Origin of the sequence: Plantactinospora sp. WMMC1484 (genome assembly GCF_049315195.1) — a bacterium.
GTDB lineage: Bacteria > Actinomycetota > Actinomycetes > Mycobacteriales > Micromonosporaceae > Plantactinospora.
This window is the reverse complement of the sequence record NZ_CP186055.1, coordinates 3,200,052-3,223,397: the sequence shown is the minus strand read 5'-3', so window position 1 is coordinate 3,223,397 and position 23,346 is coordinate 3,200,052. Positions and strand designations below refer to the sequence as shown.

The following is a 23,346-nucleotide window of genomic DNA, read 5'->3' as shown; positions in this document are numbered from 1 at the left end:
ACCGCCCAAGTTCCCGAGGGAGGAACCCGCAGGCAGGGTCCCTGGTCACGTCACGGGGTCAGGCGGTGCAGGTCGCGGGGGAAGGCGGTGACCTCCCGGACGTTCGCCACCCCGAGCAGCCGGGCCACCATCCGTTCCAGTCCGATCGCGAACCCGCCGTGCGGTGGCATGCCGTGCCGGAACGCGTCGAGATAGCCGGCGTACGGCTCGACCGGCTCGCCCCGCTGGGCGAGGGCGGCCAGGTAGTCGCCGTAGCGGTGCAGGCGCTGCCCGCCGGTGACCAGCTCGACGCCCCGGAACAGCAGGTCGAAGCCGTTGGAGTACAGCCGTCCCGGGCTGCCCGACGGTGCCGGGCCGGTGGCGGGATGGGTGTAGAACGGGCGCTTGGCCAGCGGATAGCCGGTGACGAAGAGGAAGTCGGAGCCGTGCTCGGCCCTGGCCCAGTCGCCGAGGGCGCGCTCGTGGGCCGGGGCGAGGTCGGGCTCGTCAGGCGGCGCTCCGGCGATCGTCAGCGCCTCGGTGAAGTGCACCGCCGGAATCTGCACCGGCACCGCCGGGATCTGCACCGGCACCGCCGGGATCTGCACCGGCACCGTCGGGATCTGCGCATGCGGCATCGGCACGTCGGCGAGTCGGTCGAGCATGCCGGACAACACCTCGCGGAGCAGCCGCATCACGTCCCGGTGGTCGGTGACGAACCCGAACTCGACGTCCAGCGACGTGTACTGGGCCAGGTGCCGGGTGGTGTCGTGCGGCTCGGCCCGGAACACCGGTCCCACCTCGTAGACCCGCTCCAGCACACCGACCAGCATCTGTTTGTAGAACTGGGGCGACTGGGCCAGGTAACCGGGACGGCCGAAGTAGTCGAGGGCGAAGACGTTGGCGCCACTCTCGGTGGCGGAGGCGACGATCTTCGGGGTGTGCACCTCGACGAAGCCGAGCCGGTCGAGGGTGGCCCGGAAGCCGGCCAGCAGGGTGGCGGAGATCCGCAGCGCGGCCGCGCGGCGTGGATGCCGCAACGCTACCGCCGCGTGGTCGAGCTGGGTGGGGAGCGCGGCGGTCAACGCGGGACGGTAGACGTCGAACGGCGGTGGCTCGGCGGGGTCGCCCAGTGGGCGTACCGCCGGGTCGACCAGCTCGACCCCGGCGGGCGCGGCCGGGTTGCCGACCACCCGGCCGGTCACCTCGACCACCGACTCCTCGGGCAGCGCGGCCAGCCGCGCCCGGAGATGGTCGGCGGTCACCACCACCTGGGCCAACCCGGCGGCGTCGCGCAGGATCAGGAACGTCACCGACTTGAGCTGCCTGCGCCGGTGCACCCAGCCGGCGGCCGTCACGGTCGCGCCGACGTGCGCGGGCAGGGACGTGGAAAGGATGCGTGGCACTCGCGTTACTCCTGGCGTGGTCGTGGCACGCCCGACCGGTCCGGGCGGACGCACCGAAGGGTCCCGCGGGGTGTGGGCGAGCGGGAACTCGCGGTGCCACCACACCTTCACCACCGGCTGTCCGGCCGATGGCCTCGTTACACAGCCCGTGACGCCGGGCCGGGCGGCGGGCTCTACCGGGCGCCGGTGCGCCGTTCTTCCCGCAGCTCGGGAGGGTCTTCCCGCCCCGACCGGAGATCACCTTCCAGCGACGGTGACTCTCTGGACTCCGGTGTCGGGGTGGTACTCGGCTCCGTCAACGCTCTGCCGGCGAGGGTAGCCGGAGACGCCGCCCGCCCGACACCGAATATCCGCGACCCGCGTGAGTGGTATCACCTGGTCCGGCACGTGAGTCCCGTCGCCTACGGTCGATCGGTACGGCGGTGCGGCGTAGGCTCGATTTCGTGACCATCGAGCACTCCGCGCCCTCCTCCGCCACCGGAGCCGGAGGAGTGAGCGTCGTGACCGCACCGGAGATCCGCCCCGGCCATCCCGTCGCGCCGGAGGGGCGCCGGCTGCTGCGGGTCGAGGCCCGCAACGCGGCGACCCCGATCGAGCGCAAGCCGCCATGGATCAAGGTCAAGGCGAAGATGGGTCCCGAATACAGCCAGCTCCGTGGCCTGGTCGCCCGGGAAGGGCTGCACACCGTCTGCCAGGAGGCCGGCTGTCCCAACATCTACGAGTGCTGGGAGGACCGGGAGGCGACGTTCCTGATCGGCGGTGACCAGTGCACCCGCCGGTGCGACTTCTGCCAGATCGACACCGGCAAGCCGGCCGACTTCGACGCCGACGAGCCGCGCCGGGTCGCCGGGTCGGTGGTCTCGATGGGCCTGCGCTACGCCACGGTCACCGGGGTGGCCCGGGACGACCTGCCGGACGGCGGCGCCTGGCTCTACGCCGAGACGGTCCGGCAGATCCACGCCCTGACCCGGCGGGAGCAACCGGCCGGTGGCGAGGGGACGCAGGCCGCCGATGCGGCCGAGGGCGCCCTGGAAGGGCTGCCGCACTGCGGGGTGGAGCTGCTGATCCCGGACTTCAACGGTGACCCGGGGCAGCTCGCCGAGGTCTTCGGCGCCCGCCCGGAGGTGCTGGCGCACAACGTCGAGACGGTGCCCCGGATCTTCAAGCGGATCCGGCCGGGATTCCGCTACGAGCGCTCGCTCGACGTGCTCACCCAGGCCCGGGCCGCCGGGCTGGTGACCAAGTCCAACCTGATCCTCGGGCTCGGCGAGGAGCGCGCCGAGATCTCCCAGGCCCTGCGCGACCTTCATGCGGCCGGCTGCGAGCTGGTCACCATCACGCAGTACCTGCGCCCGACGCCCCGGCACCACCCGGTCGAGCGGTGGGTACGCCCGGAGGAGTTCGTGGAGCTGCGCGAGGAGGCCGAGGAGATCGGCTTCGCCGGGGTGATGAGCGGGCCGCTGGTGCGGTCGTCGTACCGGGCCGGCCGGCTCTACCAGCAGGCCGTCGAGGCCCGGCGGGCACCGGCCAGCGCCGCCGCCGGATAACTCCGCTACCTCCGGTAACGCCGGCCGCCAACTCCGCCAACTCCGTCAGCTCCGCGGAAGTTCGTCAGCTCCGCGGAAGTTCGTCAGCTCCGCGGAAGTTCGTCAGCTCCGGCTCGTTCACCGGCAGGGTGGGCCGGGCTCGACGCGTCATACACTCGGCGATTCCGGCCGTCAGCCGGGAGCCGCTTGCCGACAACGCGTCGAAGGTGATGAATAGAAGCATGACAGCACCCCCACCCCACACCGTGATCATCGGAGCCGGCCCGGCGGGACTGACCGCGGCGTACGAGCTGACCAAGCGGAACGCCACCGTCGACGTCTTCGAGGCCGACGACGTGGTGGGCGGGATCAGCCGTACCGTCGAGCGGGACGGCTGGCGCTTCGACATCGGCGGCCACCGCTTCTTCACCAAGGTCGGTCAGGTCGAGGCGCTCTGGCACGAGATCCTGCCCGCCGAGGACTTCCTGCTCCGGCCCCGGATGAGCCGAATCTACTACCGGGGGAAGCTGTACGACTATCCACTCAAGGCCGGCAACGCACTGCGCAACCTCGGCATCGTGGAGGCGCTTCGCTGCGTCGGCTCGTACCTCTGGTCCAAGGTGGCACCGCCGAAGGACCAGTCACACCTGGCGGGCTGGGTGACGGCGCGGTTCGGCCGGCGGCTCTTCGAGCACTTCTTCAAGACGTACAACGAGAAGCTCTGGGGCGTACCGGCGACCGAACTCTCCGCCGACTGGGCGGCACAACGGATCAAGAACCTCTCGCTCTCCAACGCGGTACGCGGCGCGCTGCTGCCGAAACGCAACCAGAAGGAGATCACCAGCCTGATCGAGGAGTTCCACTACCCGAAGCACGGGCCCGGAATGATGTGGGAGCGCTGCGCCGAACACGTCGAGAAGCGCGGCGGCCGGATCAGCATGGAGAGCCCGGTCGTCGCCGTGCACCGGGCGGACGGCCGGGCGGTCGCGGTCACGGTCGGGGCGGGAGCCGCAGTGCGCCGGGTCGAGGCCGACCACGTGGTGTCGTCCATGCCGATCTCGCACCTGGTGCTGGCGATGGATCCGCCGGCCCCGCCGGCCGTGCAGGCCGCCGCGAGGGAGTTGCACTACCGCGACTTCCTGACCGTTGCGCTGGTGGTCCCCGCCGAGTTCAGCTTTCCGGACAACTGGATCTACATCCACGCACCGGAGGTGCAGGTCGGCCGGATCCAGAACTTCGGCTCCTGGTCGCCGTACCTGGTCAAGGACGGGCGTACCTGCCTGGGGCTGGAATACTTCCTGAACGTCGGCGACGAGCTGTGGAACAGTCCGGACGCCGACCTGGTCGCACTCGGCACCGCCGAGCTGGAGCGCCTCGGGCTGGTCCGCCCCGGCTCGGTCGAGGCCGGCTACGTGGTGCGGATGCCCCGCGCCTACCCCTTCTACGACTTCGCCTACCGGGAGAACGTCGACACCATCCGCGCCTGGCTCGCCGCCGAGGTGCCGAACGTGCATCCGGTGGGGCGTAACGGCATGCACCGCTACAACAACGCGGACCACTCGATGATGACCGCGCTGCTGTCGGTGTCGAACATCCTGGACGGCACCGACCACGACGTCTGGACGGTCAACGTGGAGGAGGAGTACCACGAGGAGAAGGGGCCGGGCGAGCACGGCACCGGCCGGGCCGCCCCGGTGCTGCCCCGGCAACCGGTCTCGGGCTGACGACCCCGGTCGTCACCCGGCGGCCCGGCCGGGGGTCGAGGTGCGGGCGTCCGGCGGGTCGAGCAGGCCGAGCCGGTGTGCCACCGCCGCCGCCTCGATCCGGTTCGACACCTCGAGTTTGGCGATGATCCGGGAGACGTGCACGCTCGCGGTCTTCGGCGAGATGAAGAGCCGCTGCGCGATCCGGCTGTTGCTGTGCCCCTCCGCGACCAGCCGCAGCACCTCGCGCTCCCGGGCGGTGAGCAGGTCGGTGCCGGGCGCCGCGCCGGGCGCGGCACGCAACCCGAGCCGCCGGGCCAGCGTCGCCGCCGACTCCCCCAGCGGTACGGCGGCCAGCTCGCCGGCGATCGCCACCACCTCCTCGAGGGCGGCTGCCGCCTGCACCCGGTCCCCGGCCGTGGCCGCCGCCTCGGCCAGCGAGTAGAGCGCCCGGCCGAGCGGATACCGCTGACCGCCCACCCGCCAGGCCGCCACCGCCGCCTGCCAGCCCGGCACCGCCGCCCCACCGCTCGCGAAGGTCGCCAGGACCTGGGCCGCGTACGCCAGCTCGGCCGGGTAGCGGGCGGTGATGCCGGCAGCCGCCGACCGTACCCGCTCGGCGAGATCCTGGTCCCCGGCGGCCACGGCGGCGCGGGCGGCGGCGGCCAGCGCCGGCCAGCCGTACCGGGGGTTGGTGTCGAGCCGCCGGCCGAGCAGGACTCCGGCGGCCTCCACCGCCGCCGCGACGTCCCCGGCCATCAGCGCCGCCTCGACCCGCAGCTCGTGCAGCGGCAACTCCAGTGGCAGGTACGGCCGGCGCAGGAAACCCAGCGCCCGGGCGACCAGGTCGTCGGCACCGGCCTGGCCGCGGGCCAGCCGCAGCCCGGCCCGCAGCTGCAACCAGTGGTAGCCGGTGATGCCGGGCAAGTCGAGCCGGGCCGCCTGGCCGCACAGCTCGTCGGCCTCGTCCCAGCGCCCGAGCGCGATCAGCGCCTCGGCCTGGTTGGAGAGGAGGAAGGCGCCGGTGGAGCGGCTGATCCCGACCCGCCGGGCCTCGGCGTACCCGGCCGCCGCCGCCTCGGCGGACTCGGCGTACCTGCCGACCTCGCAGAGCACGTCGGAGGTGACCACCAGCGCGGTGACCAGCGTCTCCGAGTCACCGGCCGCCCTGGCCAGCTCGGCGGCCCTGCGCAGGTCGGCCAGGCCGGCGTCGGCGGAGACCTGCCGGCTGCAAACCCAGCCGGCGGCGAGCGTCGCGCTCAGCAGCACCTCGCCGCCGAGGGCGGTCGCGGCGGCCACCGCCTCGGCGGCGATTCGCCCGCCCTCGGCCCGGTCCACCCGGGCCAGTTGGAAGGCGATGTCGGCCAGCAACCGGACCCGACGCGGGTCACCGTCGACGCCGGCCCCCGGCCCGCCGTCGATCCCGGCCCTCGGCTCGACGTCCACGCCGGCCCTCGGCTCGACGTCCACGCCGGTCACCAGGTGGTATGCCTCGCGCAGCTCGTCGACCCCGTCGGACTTGCCGAGGATCCGCAGCAGCCGGCCGCGCAGCAGCCGCACCCGGGCGGTGCGGACCGGTTCGGTCGCGCCGTCCAGCTCGGCCAGCATGGCCCGGGTCAGCGCGAGCGCCCGGCCGTAGTCACCCGCGGTCGAGGTCGCCGAGAGGGTCGCCTCCAGCACGGCCGGATAGTCGCGGCCGAGCCGCTGCTCCGCGTCCGGCACCTGCTGCCAGAGTTCGAGCACCCGCTCCAGCAGTCGCCCCTGCTCCGCGTACGCGAAACGGGAGCCGGCCGCCTCGGCGGCGGCCCAGGCCGCGGTCAGGGCCCGGGGATAGTCGTGCGCCGCGTACCAGTGGTGGGCCAGCTCGGCCGGGACGCGGCCGTCGGCGACGAGCTGCGGCTGCGCCTCGATGGCGGCGGCGTACCGGGCGTGCAGCCGGGCGTGCTCGCCGGGGAGCAGGTCCTCGTGGACCGCCTCCCGGACCAGCGCGTGCCGGAACTCGTAGCCCCCGTCCGGATCGGCGACCACGAGCTGGGCGGCCACGGCGGCCCGGAGCGCCTCCTCCAGCTCGGTCTCCGGCACCCCGGCGACCTCGGCGAGGAGTTCGTGCGCGATCCGGGTGCCGCCGGCACCGGCGATCCTGAGCACCCGCTGCGCCGGCTCCGGCAGCCGGTCGACCCGGGCCAGCAGCAGGTCACGCAGTGTCTCCGGCAGGTCGGCGCAGCCGCTCGGATCGCTGGCGGCGGCGAGTTCCTCGACGAAGAACGGGTTGCCCTGAGTGCGGTCGTGGATGGTGTCGATGGCCCGGTCACTGGGCTCGAAGCCGAAGAGGTCGGCCAGGATCTGGCCGGTGCCCTCCCGGTCGAGCCGGTCCAGCTCGATCCGCTCCACCCCCCGGGTCCGGTCGAGTTCGCCCAGGAACGGGCGGAGCGGATGCCCCCGGTGCAGCTCGTCGGAGCGGTAGGTGCAGACCAGCAGCACCCGGGCCGGCCGGACCGCGCGGACCAGGAAGGCGATCAGGTCCCGGGTCGACCGGTCGGCCCAGTGCAGGTCCTCGATGACCAGCACCAGCGGGCACCGCGCGGCGAGCCGGGTGAAGAGTCCGGCGACCAGTTCGAAGAGGTAGCCCCGGTGCGGGTCGGGCGAGAGTCCGGCGCCGCCCGGACCCTCCGGCGCGGTGCGGTGCTCCGCGCCCGGCGGGGCGGCGGCGAGCCGGTCCAGCTCCGGCAGGAGGCGGCCGAACTCCCGCTCGTAGCCCTCGAAGGCGGCCGGCCCGTCCCGGCGCAGCAACTGGCGGAGGGCCTCGGCGAAGGGTGCGAAGGGCAACCCCTGCTCGCCGAGTTCCAGGCAGTGGCCGACCAGGAGCTGGCTTCCGCCGGCAGCGGCGTACCGACCGAACTCCTCGATAAGCCGGCTCTTGCCGACTCCGGCCTCGCCGCCGACGAGCAGCGCCACCGGCTCGTCGGCCCGGACCCGCTTGAGCCCGTCGCGCAGGGCGGCAAGTTCGGGCTGGCGGCCGACGAGAACACTGCTGGCGGCGCGAGTGGTCACGGGATCGAGGATGCCACGCCGGCTGGGATGCCCGAAGGTCCGGACGCCGTCGCCGGTCGCGGGGGCGGCCCGGGTCGGAGCCGGATGGCCCGGTAGCGGCGGGGCCGGGCCCGTGACCCGGTCCCGCGCGCCGGTGGTGGTGGGCGCCGCGTCCTGGCTCACCGGGCCGCCGGGGACCGGGAGGTGGCGGTGTCCCGCCGCTCCCGCCGGAGCGCGGCCCGGGCCGGGCTCCGGCGGGAGCGGCGGGTGGCCGCCCGCGCCAGTCGTGCGGAGTCGGCCTCGGCCCGGAGTTCGTCGGCATGGGTGTGGTGCAGGATGAGCAGGAAGTGGGCGTCGGTGGTGAACATGGCTGATCTCCGTCTCGATCGGGTGTTCGTCGCCGATCTCCACTCTTCGCCGGAAGGCACCCCGAAGACATTGGTGCGCCGCCCCATCTCCGCCGGGACAACCTCCTCAGTTGCGGCCGCCGTGGCGTCCTGCGCGCCGTAAGGTCCTTACCCGCCCCGGGTCCGCCCCGGCTGCGGCCCGTCCCCGAGCCGGCCGGGGAGCGGGCGACGCGGCGCCGCACACTAGACTCCGTGGCATGGCAAAGGCGCAGGAGAAGGTGTCGTTCGGCCAGCGGTTGAAGCAGATCGGCATGGTGTTCTCGTTCACCGCCAAACGCGACAGGTGGTTCGTGCCGCTCGCCGTGGTCGCGGCACTGGTGCCGATCGCGCTCACCGTGGTCGCGGTCCTGAACTGGGGCTGGCTCTGGCTGCCGATCGGCATCCTGGTCGCCCTGCTCGGTGTGCTGATCGTGCTGAACCTGCGCTCGAACCGGGCGATGATGAACGCCGCCGAAGGGCAGCCGGGGGCAGCCGCCTCGATCCTGGAGAGCATGCGCGGCGACTGGCGGGTCACCCCCGCCGTCAGCTCGACCACCCAGATGGACATGGTCCACCTGGTGGTCGGCAAGCCCGGGGTGATTCTGCTCGGCGAGGGCAACCCGCAGCGGACCCGCAGCCTGCTCGGCCAGGAGAAGCGCCGGCTCGCCAAGGTCATCGGCACCGCGCCGCTCTACGACTACATGATCGGCCAGGGCGAGAACGAGCTGTCGATCCGCAAGCTGCGGACGACGCTGCTGCGGCTGCCCCCGAACCTCAAGGGCAAGGACGTGAACGCCCTGGACAAGCGGCTCAAGGCACTCTCCGCGGCCCGGCCGCAGCTGCCGAAGGGCGCGATTCCGAAGAACATGCGCCCGCCCAAGGGCGCCTTCCGGCAGATGCGCGGCCGATAGCCCGCGTCCCGGCAGATGCGCGGCCGGTTAGCCTGGTTCCCCAATGCCGCGCCGCCCCGCCGGAGTGTTACGGCCGACTCGGGCCGGCGGTCACGAGGTGCAGGCGTGGGTGGTCGACGCTGCTCGGGTCGGCGGCGCCGGGGCGAGCCGGTCCGCGACGAGCCGGAGCATCGCGGCGGTGCTCCGGCGCAGCCGGCCAGGGGCGCGCTGCGGCGGCTCGGGGTCCGGCCGGACGGGCGCGCCCGGGCGGGCCGAGTTGACGTGCCGTTCGGTGGCACCCAGCGCGAGGTGGTAGCCGACGAGGTCCACGGTCAGTTCCTTTCGGCAGGACCGGTCGAGGCGCGGACGACCAGTTCGGTGGGAAGGAGCACCTGACGATCGGCGGGATCGTCGGGCGGTTCCAGCAGCAGCCGGGCGGCGATCGCGCCCTTGCGTACCGCCGGTTGCCGGATCGTGGTAAGCCCGGCGGCGGTGGCCTCCGGAATGTCGTCGAAGCCGGTCACCGAGACGTCCCGGCCCGGTCGCAGGCCGCGGGCGGCGAGCGCGTCGAGCACGCCGAGCGCCAGCAGGTCGGTCACGGCCAGCACCGCCGTCGGCCGGTCCGCGCGATCCAGGGCGTACGCGGCGGCACCCGCCCCCTCGGCCCGGCTGTTCCCGGCGGCGTTGCACAGCAGCAGGTCGCCCCAGCCGACACCGCCCTCGGCCAGCCCGTCGGCGAAGCCGCGCAGCCGCTCCCGGGTGACGTCGTAGCGGATGTCGGCCGGGTCGGCCACGGCGACCGGGCCGGTCCGGCGCTGTGCGATCAGGAAGTCGGAGACCACCGCGATCCGGCGGTGTCCCAGCCGGGCGAGGTGGCTGCCGACCGATCGGGCGGCGGCCACCTCGTCGATGCCCACGTACATGCTCTCCGGCCCCGCCTCGGCGGGGCGCTCGGCGGCGACCAGCGGCAGCCCACGAGAGCGGGTCACCTCCAGTGCCCGGTGCCAGGCGGGTACGCAGTAGACGCAGAACCCGTCCACGGCGGCGTTCCGGACCGCCTCGATGCCGGCCTCCTCGTCCTCCTCGGCGAGCGGGACCAGCAGCAGTCCGCTGCCGTGCCGCTCGGCGGTCTCGGCCATGCCCCGGAGGAACTGCACCGCGTATGGGTCGGTGAAGGCGTAGGAGAGTGCCGAGGTGAAGAGAACGCCGATGGCGCCGATCCGGCCCCGGCGCAGCGATCGGGCGGTCGGGTCCGGCCCCGGATAGCCGAGGCGGCGGGCCGCCTCGTGGATCTTCTCCCGGAGCGCCGGTGACAGCTGGTCCGGCCGGCTGTAGGCGTTGGAGACCGTGCTGCGGGAGACGCCCACCGCGTCGGCCACGGTCTGTAGTGTCGGCTTCACCGATCCGCCTTCTGTATCGATCCAGGAGGTTCTGAATCGATACAGTACTCCGGCCCAGGCATCCACGCCAGCCGAATTATCTGTGGATCACCGCCCAGGGACGGAGCCGGCCCCGGCCGGAGGTGCGGCGACCACGATCGAACCGGCCGCCCGGTCGTGCAGCCCACGGCGGCGGTCGTCCATGATCAGCGCTGGGACCACCAGGCCGAGCAGGGCACCCCGGAGCAGCGCACGGAGGATGCCGATCCGGCCGCCGTCGGCGTACGCCACGCACCGCAGCCGGCACACCCACATGCCGGGAGTCTGCGTGAAGAGACCAAGGAAGAAGCCGTAGACCAGGACCAGGGTGAGCACCGGCGCCCAACTGTCGGCGACCGGGTCGGCGTAGAGGTTGGTGGCGAGCAGGCAGAGCACCCAGTCGATGCTGAGCGCGACGAACCGGCGTGCCAGACTCGGCGGTGGCGTGGTCGGCTCGGCCGCCGGGGCGAACGCAGCGGGGCCGTCGTGCTCTCCTGTCACGATCGACCAGGATATTCCGCAGCCGGAGGGCCGACTCGGTGGCGGTCCCCTGCCGATCTCCCGAAAAGGGCGAACGTGGCAAGCTCGGCTAACCGGTCAGAGCAGAGTATGGTGCGGAGGGGATCGGGTTGACCATCGGCGGCGATCACGCTCCGCAGATGACGTAACACGGCAGAAACATCAGAGACATGCTCGGGCAACCGCGTGGCCATAGCGTCGCCAGCAGCCTAGCCATAAGTGGACGTGCCAGGAGGACGTGTGTTCGCCAACCCCGAGGAACTCCTGCGATACCTCAAAGACGAGGGCGTAAGGTTCGTCGACGTACGTTTTTGTGACCTGCCCGGCGTCATGCAGCACTTCAACCTGCCGGTCGAGTCGTTCGACGAATCGGTCTTCACCAGCGGTCTCGCCTTCGACGGATCGTCGATCCGTGGTTTCCAGGCGATCCACGAGTCGGACATGCTGCTGCTCCCCGACGTCGCCACCGCCTTCATCGACCCGTTCCGGGCGCAGAAGACGCTGGCGCTGAACTTCTTCATCCACGACCCGTTCACCCGTGAGGCCTACTCGCGCGACCCGCGGAACGTGGCGAAGAAGGCCGAGGCGTACCTCGCCGCCAGCGGCATCGCCGACACCGCCTACTTCGGCCCCGAGGCCGAGTTCTACATCTTCGACTCCATCCGGCACGAGACCTCGGCGAACCAGTCCTACTACTACATCGACTCCGTCGAGGGCTGGTGGAACACCGGGCGCGAGGAGGAGGGCGGCAACCGCGGTTACAAGACCGCGTACAAGGGCGGCTACTTCCCGGTGCCGCCGGTCGACCACTACGCCGACCTGCGCGACCAGATCGTCCAGCGGCTGCTGGGCGCCGGCTTCACCGTCGAGCGCTCGCACCACGAGGTGGGCACCGCCGGCCAGGCCGAGATCAACTACAAGTTCTCCACCCTGCTGCACGCGGGCGACCAGCTCCAGCTCTTCAAGTACATCGTGAAGAACACCGCCTGGGCCAACGGCAAGACCGCCACCTTCATGCCCAAGCCGCTCTTCGGCGACAACGGCTCCGGCATGCACACCCACCAGAGCCTCTGGCTGAACGGCGAGCCGCTCTTCTACGACGAGACCGGCTACGCCGGCCTCTCCGACACCGCCCGCTGGTACATCGGCGGCCTGCTGCACCACGCGCCGTCGCTGCTGGCCTTCACCAACCCGACGGTCAACTCCTACCGCCGCCTCGTCCCGGGCTTCGAGGCCCCGGTCAACCTGGTCTACTCGCAGCGCAACCGCTCCGCCTGCACCCGCATCCCGGTGACCGGCAGCAACGCCAAGGCCAAGCGGGTCGAGTTCCGGGTGCCGGACCCGTCCGCCAACGTCTACCTGGCCTTCTCGGCGATGATGATGGCCGGCCTGGACGGCATCAAGAGCAAGATCGAGCCGCCGGAGCCGATCGACAAGGACCTCTACGACCTCCCGCCGGAGGAGTGGGGCTCGGTCAAGCAGGTCCCCGGCTCGCTGCCCGAGGTGCTCGACTCGCTCGAGGCCGACCACGACTTCCTGCTGGAAGGCGGCGTCTTCACCCCCGACCTGATCTCCACCTGGGTCGAGTGGAAGCGCGCCAACGAGGTGGACCCGGTCCGGCTGCGGCCCACCCCGCACGAGTTCGCAATGTACTTCGACGTCTAGCAAGACCCGCCGCCGCCCCGGGACACCATCGGTCCGGGGGCAGCGCGGCACAGGCACAACGGCCGCGCCGCCGACCCCCGCCCGCGAGGGCTCCGGTCGGCGGCGCGCCGCGTTGAACGGCCGGCCCGACCCGCCGGATGGCTTCGCCACCGATATAGCTCGGCAACCGATATACTCCGGTGCATGACCACGCCCGTTCCGTTGCGGGAACCGACGTTCCTGATCCTCACCGCGCTCGCCCGGAAACCGATGCACGGCTACGGCATCATCACCGAGGTCGCCGAGCTCTCCGGCGGACGCCTGACGCTGCGTCCTGGCACTCTCTACGGCGCCCTCGACCGGCTCACCGACGAAGGTCTGGTCGAGCCTGACCGGGAGGAGATCGTGGGCGGCCGGCTCCGCCGCTACTACCGGCTCACCGACGGCGGAACCGCCGCGCTCACCGCCGAGACCGAGCGGCTGCGCCGGAACGTCGAGGCCGCCAGCCAACGCCTGCGAGCCCGTGACGTCCGGGCGTCGGAGGGTTCTGCCGCCCGTCCGGCGCCGGCGGTCCGCCCCGCCATCCGGCTCTCCGGAGGCCCGGCATGACCGAGCAGCCCGGCACGGCCGGGCCGGACGGCCCGGCCGCCCAGGTGAATCCGCTGGAGCGGCGCTACCGGCGACTGCTGTACGCATACCCGAGTCGCTACCGTTCGCGCCGGGGCGACGAACTGGTCGGGACGTACCTCGATCTGGTGGACCAGGATCGGCGGCGCTGGCCCTCCCGGCACGACGCCGTCGACGTGCTGCGTGGCGGGCTGCGGCAACGGCTACGCGAGCAGGACGCCCTCGGGCTCGCCGCCGGCCTGCCGATCGCCGCGACAATCGCGGTGAGCACGCTGGCGGCGCTCGCGGCGTTCCTGCTCATCCAGGTCGAGTTCACGAACCTGCCGGCTGACGTGCTGCCGGCGAAGGTCGGCCCGGCGCAGACCCTCGGCGTGTTCCTCTGGGTCGGCTGGCTGCTGACCGCGCTCGCCACGACAGTGCTGCCGGGGCGCTGGGCGCGTCGCGGCGTCGCCGCCGCGACCCTGCTGACGCTGACCGTGATCCCGGCCGCACCGCTGGCCGGGCTGCCCCGGCCCCCGCTCTACGTGCTCGTCCCGGTGTTGGCGTTCGGCCTGACGGCGCTGGCGCTGCCCGCCCACCCTGGCTGGGCGGGCCGGATCCCGCCGTTGCTCGGGGCGCTGACCGGTACGGCCGTCGCCGCGATGTTCGAGGTCGCCGAGGGCGGCGGAAACTGGTTCACCAGCTACAACTCCACGATCGAGGTCCTGGGAATGGCGGGTGTGGGGTTGGTCGGGTTGGCACTGGCCCTCGGTCTCGTCCGGGCGGTCACCGGTGACAGTGGTGCACTGTGGTCGGTCGTACTGCTGGTGACCCCGGCCGGTCTGCTCGCGATCCGACCGATCGCCGAGTGGTACTGGGGCGGCGCCCCCACCTGGTCCGAACTCGCCGCCACCGCCGCCGTACTCCCGCTGGTCGGTGCTGGCCTGCTGCTGGCCGTGGTCGGCTGGCACGGCGCCCGGTACCGGGCGATCCGGGCACGCTCGGCCGGCAACCCGTGCCCGACCTGCGGGCACGTCTCCGATGTCGCGCGGCGGGCCGACGCCGGGAGAGGCCGGGCAGCGCCCTGATCAGCCCGGCGCGGGAGCGAGTTGGCGAGAGGTTCGCAACCCACCGCGACCAGTAGGCGCTGGGCTGACGCAGAAGACCGGAGGAGCTGGTCACCGACCTTCCGGACGCGCTGACAGTCCTCATTGCGCCGCTGCTGCCGAGTCAGCGCGTTACGTGGCCTTACCGCCATCCGCGAGGGAAGGGGCGGACATCCTCCCTCGATACCCGAAGCACGATGGAGTCTCTGGTCTCGATCATCTGCAGAATCGTGTCGAGGTGCATGGTGACGACTGCTACGGCATCGACATCTATGCAGGCCAAGTAGACATGGCGCCCGAAGGTGTTACGACGTCGGCGACCGATGGCTTCACGGTCATGCGTTATCAGGACAGCGCCCCGGTTGTCGGCGAAGACGGACAGTTCGTCATCGTCTGCTGTCGCCTGCCCCGCTTCGCCGGCAGTGACGCAGCGGTGGCGGCACGTCGAAGCATGCGCGCGACGCCGGCATCGACGTCGTGGTCGAGTATGAAGAACAACTCAGGCGCTCACCGCTTGCCCACGTGCGATGTTGATGTCCTCAGGAACCAGGTCGGGAAAAGCGTCAAGGATCTGCTCCTGAGTGCGTCCATGCTCCAGCCATCGGCCAACCGTCTCGACCGGCACGCGGGTTCCTGCGAAGACAGGCTTGTTACCCATGGTCTTTGGCCGCCGCTCGACCTTGCCGTAACTACTCGCCGGACGTCCCGCTCCTGCCCGGACCCTGTCTCGGATAAGCTCCAGATTGAGTATCTGGTGCAGGACAAGCTGATCGGGGCGTGCGCCGCCCTCCCAACTGCCGTCCGGATGCTGGAAGTAGATCTCCCTGCCCAGGGTCGCGAACCGTAGCTCGTTAAGTGGGCGCTCGTAGCCACGGGAACGTAGGTGCAGAACGACCTTGCGCACGCTGTGGAGGCTGAGACCGCGGGACCGGAGTTCAGCAACTACCAGAAGCGCCACAGCATCGTCGAAGCCGTAGAGTCGCACCTTGGTCCGGATGCCGAGCCGCCGGTGGATGCTCGGCCGAACAATATGCTTCAGATCCCAGTAGCGCAGCTTGCGCACGGTCACACCAGCAACCTCGGCGGCACGCTTCTCGGGAAAGGCGATGAGGTCGTCGACGTCGTCCCGCATGTTCGCAGTTTGACACACTCTGCGTATAAATTAATACACGTTCGGTAGCAACACCTGGACGACTGGTGGGCAGCAGCCGACCTGTGGACAATCCCCTGGTCAAGGTGGAGATGCGGTAGGGCTCGCCTGTCCCCGACCGGTTCACCAGGCCGGTCGGGGACTTCAGCGCGCCGTCGCCGCAACGGCGGCGTGCAAGGCCGGGACGTCGACCCTCACCCCTCACTCGTGCGACCGATGGACAGGGGTGGCTCTGGTGCCGGTGGCAGCCCGTCAGGCCAACACACCAGGCAGGAACACAGCTTCGTGACGACCTCGGGGCCATCGCCGATGATCAGGTATCCGGGGCAGCCGTGCGGGTTGTCGGCGACCGGTGGTCGCTCGGCCAACCAGCACGGCATACACATCGTCGTCCGGGTCATGACAACCTTCCCCGCAACGTCCGGGCGATCTCCCGCAGCTCGGCGGCCGTCAGCCACCCCGGATGGGTGGCACGGGCCAGGATCTCCGCAGCCTGCCCCAGCATCGGCTCGCCGCTGCGGCGGAAGTAGTCGAACGCCCAGGTCAGAAGCCGGCAGAGGCCGTCCGGGTCGCACTGCCAGCAGCGACGCCCGTCCCGGTGCATGGTCAGGAACCGGCGGGCCGTCAGATCCTCCAACGTCGTCGACCAGCCGTCGTACATCGATGTCACGGCCGATCCTCCGGCGTCAGGAGTGGACTCCACTGCCGATCGAGCGCGTCGATCAGGGGCGCGATCCGAGCCGCCCAATCCGGAGGCAGGGTCCGCTTCAACACGTACGCCCGTAGGAGGACTCGCCGTACCTGCTCCGGGTCGCCGGTCACTGCCGGTCCATGGCGTCGAGGATGGCACCGACCCGGCACATCAGGGTGATGCAAGGCCCGTGGTCCGGCTGGCCGCCGCAGCGGGGCGTGTGCCCCCACACCCGCACCCACCCGACCGTCTCCCGGTAGAGGATCGGTTCGTGGACCGTGGAGACGACCAGGTGCGGCCGGCGGTCGACGGTCGGAGAGATCATCTCCAGCCAGTCCGTGGGTTCGAGGCGAAGTTCGAGACCAGGCCGTACACGCTGGATCTGTGCCGTTTCGAGCGCCCGCTGTCGGGCCCGGACGACTTCGATGTCCTCGCCCGCCTGTGTTCGCTCGCGGATCCGGTCAGCCCGGTACTCGTCGAGAGCGGCCCTCCAGCTGCCTAGCGTGCCCATCGGTCCCTCCCAGTCGAACCCGGGAGGCGTGGCGGCCGGGTCCCTCTGCTGAACCCGTTCCGGCCGCCACGCCTCGCTTGAGCGGGCGGCACCCAACGGGGGAGGGTGCCGCCCGGTGGACGCGGCGGTCGCGCGGAGCCGTGTCCAGTGAGGGCGATCGCGGCGGGATGAACAGCTACGCGGTACCTGAGGGCGCCCGCCGGTGCGACATTCGCGCCGCGACCGTGCAGTCACCGTAGGTACCGCGCAACGGTGTGAGGGGTACGTCATGTACCGGGATACAAGGCGTACCCCTACGGAGTGACTCCGGCTCGTTGAGCCAGCTCAACCGCCTCGGATCGGATCGATGCCGGGGCCTCGGTAGCCAGTCGGACCAACATGTCCCGGGCGGCAGGGTTGTACCGGACCGTCTCCGGCGAAGTCGCGTCCGCCTTGTGAAGCAGGTGAAGGGTGGCTTCCCGCGCACCCTCGATGTCCGCGCTCCGAGCTAGCTCAACGTAGTGTCGCCCGCGCCGCTCCGTCGACGGGATCGACGCCGGGTCGAGCGAGTGCGCCCGCCGCTGGGCTTCCTCCGGATCGCCGAGGTCGACGGCGCACATCACGGCGTAGACGTCGACCAGCGGCCGGGAGACGCGGGTACGCAGGCCGACGAAGTTCTCCGGCAGCACTCGATGTACCACGTTCCGGGCGGTCTCCCAATCCGACCAGGCGCCCTGATCTCCGGTCCGGGCTCGGGTCAACGCCGAGCACAGGTGGAGGTCGGCCAGCATTTCGGCGTACTCGACCGGGCCTTCCGCTACACGCGGCTCGATGAGCGCCTTCGCCTCGCCGAGCCGGGCAAGCGCCTCGTCGCCGCGGCCGACGGACCGGAGCAGGTGGGCGGCATACCAGATGGCTTGCGCGACGGCGATCGGATCGTCGGCGTCGAGGGCCGCCGACATGCCCCGGTCGACAGTCAGCCAGCACAGTTCGCGGTCACCGTGCCAGGCCAGGAACGCCTGAGCGAGGTGGTACGACTGGGCCAGCATGGCGAGCGACTGACGTCGCTCCGCTCCGGCGTGCAGCCGCGCGGCGCGCTGGGTAGCGTCGAGCAGGCCGGGCAGGATCGCGCCCGCTTCTGACCTCTGGTGCCGGGAGGTGTGCCACGTCTGCCACGCCGAGTCGACCGCGCCCCGCAGATATTCCGGGGAGGCGGGTTCGCCGTCGATGTTGACATGCCACGCGGTCAACGCTCGGCGGACGTCCTCAACCCCGGGGTGGGTGGGCCGGCCATCAAGGGACAGGGTGACGGCCGGGCCGAACAGGTCGCCGAGGTCCCGGACGCCCAAATGGGGCGCGAGTTGCTGCGCGGCACGCAGGGTCAGGGACCGCTTGCCGTTCTCAATGAACTTGACGGTCGTCGGGGAGAGCCCGGCGAGCCCTGCGAGACGTTCCCGGGACAGTCCGGCCGCGCGGCGTAGGCGCTCGACTCGCATGCCTGGTGTCGGTTCGGTCTGGTCGGTCATGGCGCCACCTCACCGCCGTGGGTACAACGTGTACCCCGACGGTACGCCGACTCAGCCAACGCTGCCAGGAACGTACCCGGCCCGGGTCACCTGCCCGGCGTGCAGGTCGGCCCTCGCCACTGCTGACCTGCCTCGTCAGTCGACTGGTCGGGGCGGCGGAGCAAGCTGGGCGGTCAGTTCGCGTACCACCTCGACCAGCAGGTCGATGTCCGCCTCCGTGGTCTGCCAGTTGACGATCGCCGGGCGGAGCGCGACCCGGCCGTCGTAGACGGTGGTACCGACGAAGACCCGGCCGTCGTCGAGCAGCGCGGCGCCGAGTCGCCGGTTGAGGTCGTCGAGCTCGTCCGGCGGCACGTGTGCGGGAGCGGCCCGGAAGCAGACGATGCAGAGGCGCACCTCGGCCAGCCGCTCCAGCTCCGGCGCCTCGTCCACCGACCGGGCGAGGCGCCGGGCCAGGTCGAGTTGCCGCTCCACCATCGCCCGGTACCCCTCCCGCCCGTACGCGGCCAGGGTCGCCCAGATTGGCATGGACCGGGCCCGGCGGGACGACTCCGGCCCGTGCAGCGCGTAGTCGACGGGACCGGGCTGGCCGTCCGACCAGAGTGGACTATCCGGCCCCGGCAGGTACGCCGTACCGGGCATTCCGAACGCGACCGGCAGCCGGGCCGGCTCGCGCAGGAAGGCGAAGCCGCTCTCGTACGGCACGTTGAGCCACTTGTGCGCGTCGCAGGCGATCGAGTCGGCCCGCTCGATGCCGCGCAGCAGTCCGGCGGTCCGGGGCGAGAGCGCGGCGAAGATGCCGAACGCGGCGTCCACGTGCAGCCACGCGCCGTACCGCTCGGCGAGGTCGGCGAAGTCGTCGAGCGGGTCGAAGTCGCCCGCGTTCACCTCACCCGCGTTGGCGATCAGCACCGCCGGCCCGTCGATCTCGGCGAGGCGCCGCTCGATCGCCGGCAGGTCGACCCGGCCCACCCGGTCCCGGGCGTACACCTCGACGGTGTCCCGGCCGTGACCGAGCATCTGCAGCGCCTTGCGGGAGCTGGCGTGCAGGTAGCCGCCGGAGAGCACCGGCATCCGGGGCAACGCGACCAGGCCGTCCGCCGCCACGTCCACGCCGTGCTGCTCGGCCCACCAGTGCGTCGCCACGGCCAGCGAGGTGAAGTTCGCGAAGGTGGCGCTGGCGACGAGCGCCCCGCCGAAGCGGTCGGGCAGCCCGAACAGCTCGCGGAGCCAGCGCAGCGCGATGGTCTCCAGCTCGGCGGCGAGCGCGGAGGAGGCCCGGAAGGCGGCGTTCTGGTCGAGCAGCGCGGCGGTCCAGTCACCGGCGAGGGCGGCCGGAGTGGCGCCGCCGATGACGAAGTGGAAGAAGCGCGGGCCGGCGGAGTGGGTCGCGGCGGCGGTGCCGACCCGGAGCAGCCGGTCCAGGGCGGCGGCCGATCCGACGCCCTTCTCCGGCAGCCCGCCACTCTCGGCGAAGGCGCCCGGGACGCCCTGTTCGGGCAGGCCGCCGTCGACGGCGAGGTCGGCGAGCTGCCCCAGCAGGGCTTCGCCGGCCGGATCGCGGACGTGGCGCTCGGCAAGCGATTCCAGGTACGGGCCGGCCGCGGCCCACACCTGTCCCAGTGCCGCCGTCGAGTCCCGCTCGTGCAGTGGGTCAGCCATGCGAACCTCCGATGCAACTCCCGTCGAATCACCGCCCACCATGCCACTCGGCCACCCGCGCCGGTACGACCAATCGCCGCCCTGCGGCTGCCTGATCGCCGGCGCACCGGGCGGGAAGGGTCGGATACGAAGCCGGTGGCGCACGAGTCGCGTAGCCGACTCGGCTCGGCCGCCCGAGGGTCGTCGGCCGGCCGTACGATGTGCGTCGCTGTTGGTGTCGGGGCCGAAGCGGAGGACGACGGATGCCGGTGCTCGAGAGCGCGGCGACCGGCCTGGCCAGAGCGGTGGCGACCCATGCCGCCACCCAGTGGCTCGCCGCGCGGCGGGATCGCGCCGACAGCTCCCGCGACCTGGCCGAGTTGCTGGCGGTGAGTTTCCGGGACCGCCTCGTACGCCGCAAGGTCGGCCTCCAGATCGAGAGCGTGGCGGCGGACATCGCCGAACGGGTCGAGCGGCTCTTCGAGGCGGACGGTGTCGACCTTCCGGAGCACGAGTGCGCGGCGGCGCTCGACGCGGTCGCCCGGACCTTCACCGCCGACGCCCTGACCGACGAGGCCCTGCTCGCGGCGGATGCCGACCCTGCCGCGCTGGCGCAGCGGCTCCGGCCGGCGCTGGCCGCCAACGCGCAGGGGGCGGGACTCGGCGAGGCGGCGGAGCGGCTGGCCGGCTGGGTGCTGGAGGACTGCGTGCTCTGCTACGTGCAGATGGTCCGCCACCTGCCGCAGTTCACCAACCGGGCCGGCCAGGAGACGCTGGCCCGACTCTCCCGGATCTCCGTGGACCTCGCCGAGATCCTGGATCGGCTGCCCGCGCCGCGCACCGGCGAGCCGGTGCCGGACGAAAACGGCTTCGTCGCCCGCTACCTGCGGTTCGTCTCCGACCATCACGACCAGCTCGAACTCTTCGGTGTCGACGTGCGCAACTACACGCCGGAGACGACGCTGAGCATCGCGTACCTGAGCCTGGCCGTCACCGATCTCGACGGCACCCGGCCGGCTCCGCGACCCCGGCGCCCCGCCGGCCTCCCACCGGGACGCGGCTCGTTCTTCCGAAGCGGCGACAAGGACGACGAGTACGACGGCCAGACCGGGCTGCGGGTGGAGAGCACGCTCGGGCGGAGCCGGCGCATCCTCATCCGGGGCGCGGCCGGCTCCGGCAAGAGCACCCTGTTGCGCTGGCTGGCGATCAACGCCGCCCGGCAGGGTTTCGACGGCGAGCTGCGGGACTGGAACGGGCGGACGCCGTTCCTGGTGAAGCTGCGCGGTTACGCCGACCGCCCGCTACCGCCGGTCGGGGAGCTGCTCGGCGAGGACATCGCACAGTTCGCCGCCGAGGCACCCGCCGGCCTGGTCGAACGGATCTTCGCCACCGGCCGGGCCCTGCTGCTGGTCGACGGGGTGGACGAGCTGGTCCGCGCCCAGCGCACCCAGGTACGCCAGTGGCTACGCCGCCTCCTCGACCGGTACCCGGACGTGATCGTGGTGGTGACCTCCCGACCGAGTGGCGCACCGGCGCGCTGGCTGACCAACGAGGGCTTCCTCGCGGTGATGCTCGAGCGGATGAGCCCGGCGGACATCGTCGAGTTCGTCCGGCGCTGGCACCGGGCGATCGGCGGCGCCCGACATCTGCCGTGCGACCCGGTCGAACTCCCCCGCTACCAGCGCCGGCTGCTCGCCCGGCTGGACGCCAACCACCACCTGCGGGGCCTGGCCACGAATCCGCTGATGTGCGCGATGCTCTGCGCGCTCAACCTGGACCGGGGCGACGACCTGCCGCACGACCGGATCAGCCTCTACCGGGCGGCCCTGGAGATGCTGCTCGAGCGCCGGGACACCGCCCGGAGCGTGCCGGCCTACCAGCGGGTGGGTCTGGGTGCCCAGCACGCGATGTCGCTGTTGCAGGATCTCGCCTGGCGGCTCACCCTCGGCAACCAGTCCGAGTTGGACACCGCGCAGGCGCGGGCGCACGTACGCCGCAAGCTGGCCACCATGCCGAAGGTGACCGCCGGGCCGGACGACGTCTTCGAGCACCTGCTCGACCGCAGCGGCGTGCTGAAGGACGTGGCCGAGGACCGGATCTCCTTCGTGCACCGGACCTTCCAGGAATACCTGGCGGCAAAGGAGATCGCCGAGGAGAACTACATCGACGTACTGGCCGAGCACGCCACTCGGGACATGTGGCGGGAGACGGTGGTGATGACCGCCGGGCTGGCCAACAGCGAGTACCGGCAGCGGTTGGTCAACCGGCTCCTCGACCGGGCCGAGGCGGATCCCGCCCGGCGCGCCCGCTGGCTGCGCCTGCTCGCCGGAGCCTGCGTGGAGACCGCCCCCGCGCTGCCGGTCCGCACGCTCGACCGGATCGACGCCAACCTGGCCGAGCTGGTGCCGCCGCGCAACGCGATCGAGGCCCGGTCGCTGGCGCTGGCCGGGGAACGCGTGCTCCAACTCCTCCCCGACGACCTGGGCGCGCTCACCGAGCGCGTCGCCGCCGCCACGGTCGACACCGCCGCCTTCGTCGGCGGGCCGGCGGCACTCCGGAAACTGAGCCGGTACGGCCGGGACGAGCGCTTCATGGTGATCCACGCGCTGGTCCGGGCGGCCGGTCACTTCGAGCCCGACGAGTACGGCCGGATGGTCCTCGCCGACTCGTCCCTGCTGGGCGGGGTGATCACCGTGGACGACTGGGCCGCCCCGATGCTGAAGCACCTCCGCAATCTCGGCGTGGCGATGCTGAGCGTCGCGGAGCCGGCCCTCGCCGCCCGTGAACTTCCGCCGGGTCTCCGCGGCCTCTCCGTGGAGCCGCACCGGGGTTTCCGTACCGACGCCCGGGTCGACCTCGATTTCCTGCGCGGCCAGAACGACCTGGAACAACTGATCGTGCGGTGGACGAGCGCGCCGGCCGAGCTGCCCGACACCCTGACCTGGCTCACCCACCTCGAACTCTGGCTCGGATACGATCCGGCGCTCCTGCCGGACCTCGACTGGGTCGCGCGGTTTCCACGGCTGCGCATCCTCAGACTGGAGGGCGTCGGCCGGAACCCCCGCAGTTACCGTCCCCTCGGCGAGCTGCCGCACCTGACGAGTCTGGACATCACCGCCGGGACCCGGCGGAGGTGTCTCGGCGACACGCGTTTCCTCAAACGGCTTCCCGCGCTCCGCACGCTGCACCTCAACGGCTGCGCCGATCCGCTGGTGCTGGACCGGATAGCGGAATCGCAGGGCGACGTGCGAAACCTCCGGCTCATGCGGCTGCAACCGCCCGCTCTCGATCTCCGTCCGCTGGCCGGACTGCCTCTGGAGAGCCTCGACCTGGACGGCTACCAGCACGAACTCGACCTGCGCCCGTTGGCCGGACATCCCACCCTCGACGACATCGACCTGCGCAACTGCCCGGGACTGACCGACCTCTCGCCGCTGGCCTCGGTCCCGAAGCTGGCGACCCTGTATCTGCACGACGCCCCGGAGCTGGATCTCGCACCGTTCGCGGGAGCACGTCGACTCACCGTCTGGGCGAACCGTGGCCAGACGTTCCGCAACGCCGAGGGCGTACGGATCAGGCACCAGTGAGCCGCTCCGTGCCGAGGTGCTCCGACACCGACCGTTTCTAACCCGCCG

At 71.9% G+C, this 23,346-nt stretch carries 18 protein-coding genes; 7 read left to right on the top strand and 11 right to left on the bottom strand.

What is annotated here, in order from left to right:
- Positions 1–50: 50 nt before the first annotated feature.
- On the bottom strand, positions 51–1,385 hold the full coding sequence (gene aspS / locus ACN28C_RS14190) for an aspartate--tRNA(Asn) ligase (protein ID WP_422773931.1): 1,335 nt from the start codon (positions 1,383–1,385) through the stop codon (positions 51–53).
- Positions 1,386–1,828: 443 nt separating this feature from the next.
- Between aspS and ACN28C_RS14185 the strand changes: the two genes are divergently transcribed.
- The gene (locus ACN28C_RS14185; protein WP_422773930.1) at positions 1,829–2,932 is read left to right on the top strand and encodes a lipoyl synthase; all 1,104 of its coding nucleotides are present in this window, start codon (positions 1,829–1,831) and stop codon (positions 2,930–2,932) included.
- Between the two features lie 221 nt (positions 2,933–3,153).
- Positions 3,154–4,635: an NAD(P)/FAD-dependent oxidoreductase gene (locus tag ACN28C_RS14180; RefSeq protein ID WP_422773929.1), complete on the top strand. Its 1,482-nt coding sequence runs from the start codon at positions 3,154–3,156 to the stop codon at positions 4,633–4,635.
- A gap of 12 nt (positions 4,636–4,647) precedes the next feature.
- Here ACN28C_RS14180 and ACN28C_RS14175 read toward each other — a convergent pair whose 3' ends face one another.
- Together ACN28C_RS14175 and ACN28C_RS14170 are read right to left on the bottom strand one after the other, a co-directional pair.
- Complete coding sequence (locus ACN28C_RS14175; RefSeq protein WP_422773928.1) at positions 4,648–7,665, bottom strand: helix-turn-helix transcriptional regulator; 3,018 nt, start codon at positions 7,663–7,665, stop codon at positions 4,648–4,650.
- A 158-nt stretch (positions 7,666–7,823) separates the two neighbouring features.
- Positions 7,824–8,012 (bottom strand): hypothetical protein, encoded by a 189-nt coding sequence (locus tag ACN28C_RS14170; RefSeq protein ID WP_422773927.1) that lies wholly within the window; start codon positions 8,010–8,012, stop codon positions 7,824–7,826.
- A 236-nt stretch (positions 8,013–8,248) separates the two neighbouring features.
- On the opposite strand from ACN28C_RS14170, the gene ACN28C_RS14165 reads away from it, so the two are divergent.
- Complete coding sequence (locus ACN28C_RS14165; RefSeq protein ID WP_422773926.1) at positions 8,249–8,941, top strand: DUF4191 domain-containing protein; 693 nt, start codon at positions 8,249–8,251, stop codon at positions 8,939–8,941.
- Between the two features lie 90 nt (positions 8,942–9,031).
- Here ACN28C_RS14165 and ACN28C_RS14160 read toward each other — a convergent pair whose 3' ends face one another.
- The 3 genes from ACN28C_RS14160 to ACN28C_RS14150 form a co-directional block, all read right to left on the bottom strand.
- Entirely contained in the window at positions 9,032–9,250 is a 219-nt protein-coding gene (locus ACN28C_RS14160; RefSeq protein ID WP_422773925.1) for a hypothetical protein, read from the bottom strand.
- A 2-nt stretch (positions 9,251–9,252) separates the two neighbouring features.
- The gene (locus ACN28C_RS14155) at positions 9,253–10,320 is read right to left on the bottom strand and encodes a LacI family DNA-binding transcriptional regulator (RefSeq protein WP_422773924.1); all 1,068 of its coding nucleotides are present in this window, start codon (positions 10,318–10,320) and stop codon (positions 9,253–9,255) included.
- A gap of 87 nt (positions 10,321–10,407) precedes the next feature.
- Positions 10,408–10,839, bottom strand: coding sequence for an RDD family protein (locus ACN28C_RS14150; RefSeq protein ID WP_422773923.1), 432 nt, complete (start codon positions 10,837–10,839; stop codon positions 10,408–10,410).
- A gap of 258 nt (positions 10,840–11,097) precedes the next feature.
- Between ACN28C_RS14150 and glnA the strand changes: the two genes are divergently transcribed.
- From glnA to ACN28C_RS14135, 3 genes are all read left to right on the top strand, one after another.
- Positions 11,098–12,522 carry a type I glutamate--ammonia ligase gene (gene glnA, locus ACN28C_RS14145; RefSeq protein WP_421494459.1) on the top strand — a complete coding sequence of 475 codons (1,425 nt, stop codon included), beginning with the start codon at positions 11,098–11,100 and terminating at the stop codon, positions 12,520–12,522.
- Between the two features lie 183 nt (positions 12,523–12,705).
- Positions 12,706–13,110 (top strand): PadR family transcriptional regulator, encoded by a 405-nt coding sequence (locus ACN28C_RS14140; RefSeq protein WP_422773922.1) that lies wholly within the window; start codon positions 12,706–12,708, stop codon positions 13,108–13,110.
- Positions 13,107–14,195, top strand: a complete 1,089-nt coding sequence (locus ACN28C_RS14135) for a GlsB/YeaQ/YmgE family stress response membrane protein (RefSeq protein ID WP_422773921.1) — start codon at positions 13,107–13,109, stop codon at positions 14,193–14,195. Before ACN28C_RS14140 ends, ACN28C_RS14135 begins: the two co-directional genes overlap by 4 nt.
- A 517-nt stretch (positions 14,196–14,712) precedes the next feature.
- Here ACN28C_RS14135 and ACN28C_RS14130 read toward each other — a convergent pair.
- The 5 genes from ACN28C_RS14130 to ACN28C_RS14110 form a co-directional block, all read right to left on the bottom strand.
- Positions 14,713–15,345, bottom strand: coding sequence for a DUF433 domain-containing protein (locus ACN28C_RS14130; RefSeq protein WP_422773920.1), 633 nt, complete (start codon positions 15,343–15,345; stop codon positions 14,713–14,715).
- A gap of 415 nt (positions 15,346–15,760) precedes the next feature.
- On the bottom strand, positions 15,761–16,033 hold the full coding sequence (locus tag ACN28C_RS14125) for a hypothetical protein (protein WP_422773919.1): 273 nt from the start codon (positions 16,031–16,033) through the stop codon (positions 15,761–15,763).
- Between the two features lie 148 nt (positions 16,034–16,181).
- Positions 16,182–16,661, bottom strand: coding sequence for a hypothetical protein (locus ACN28C_RS14120; RefSeq protein WP_422773918.1), 480 nt, complete (start codon positions 16,659–16,661; stop codon positions 16,182–16,184).
- 197 nt (positions 16,662–16,858) lie between these two features.
- Positions 16,859–18,070: a helix-turn-helix transcriptional regulator gene (locus ACN28C_RS14115; protein WP_422773917.1), complete on the bottom strand. Its 1,212-nt coding sequence runs from the start codon at positions 18,068–18,070 to the stop codon at positions 16,859–16,861.
- A gap of 135 nt (positions 18,071–18,205) precedes the next feature.
- A complete protein-coding gene (locus tag ACN28C_RS14110; RefSeq protein WP_422773916.1) occupies positions 18,206–19,732 on the bottom strand; it encodes a pyridoxal phosphate-dependent decarboxylase family protein in 1,527 nt (508 codons plus the stop codon).
- Between the two features lie 242 nt (positions 19,733–19,974).
- Between ACN28C_RS14110 and ACN28C_RS14105 the strand changes: the two genes are divergently transcribed.
- Entirely contained in the window at positions 19,975–23,298 is a 3,324-nt protein-coding gene (locus ACN28C_RS14105) for an NACHT domain-containing protein (RefSeq protein ID WP_422773915.1), read from the top strand.
- The last annotated feature ends 48 nt before the right edge of the window (positions 23,299–23,346 follow it).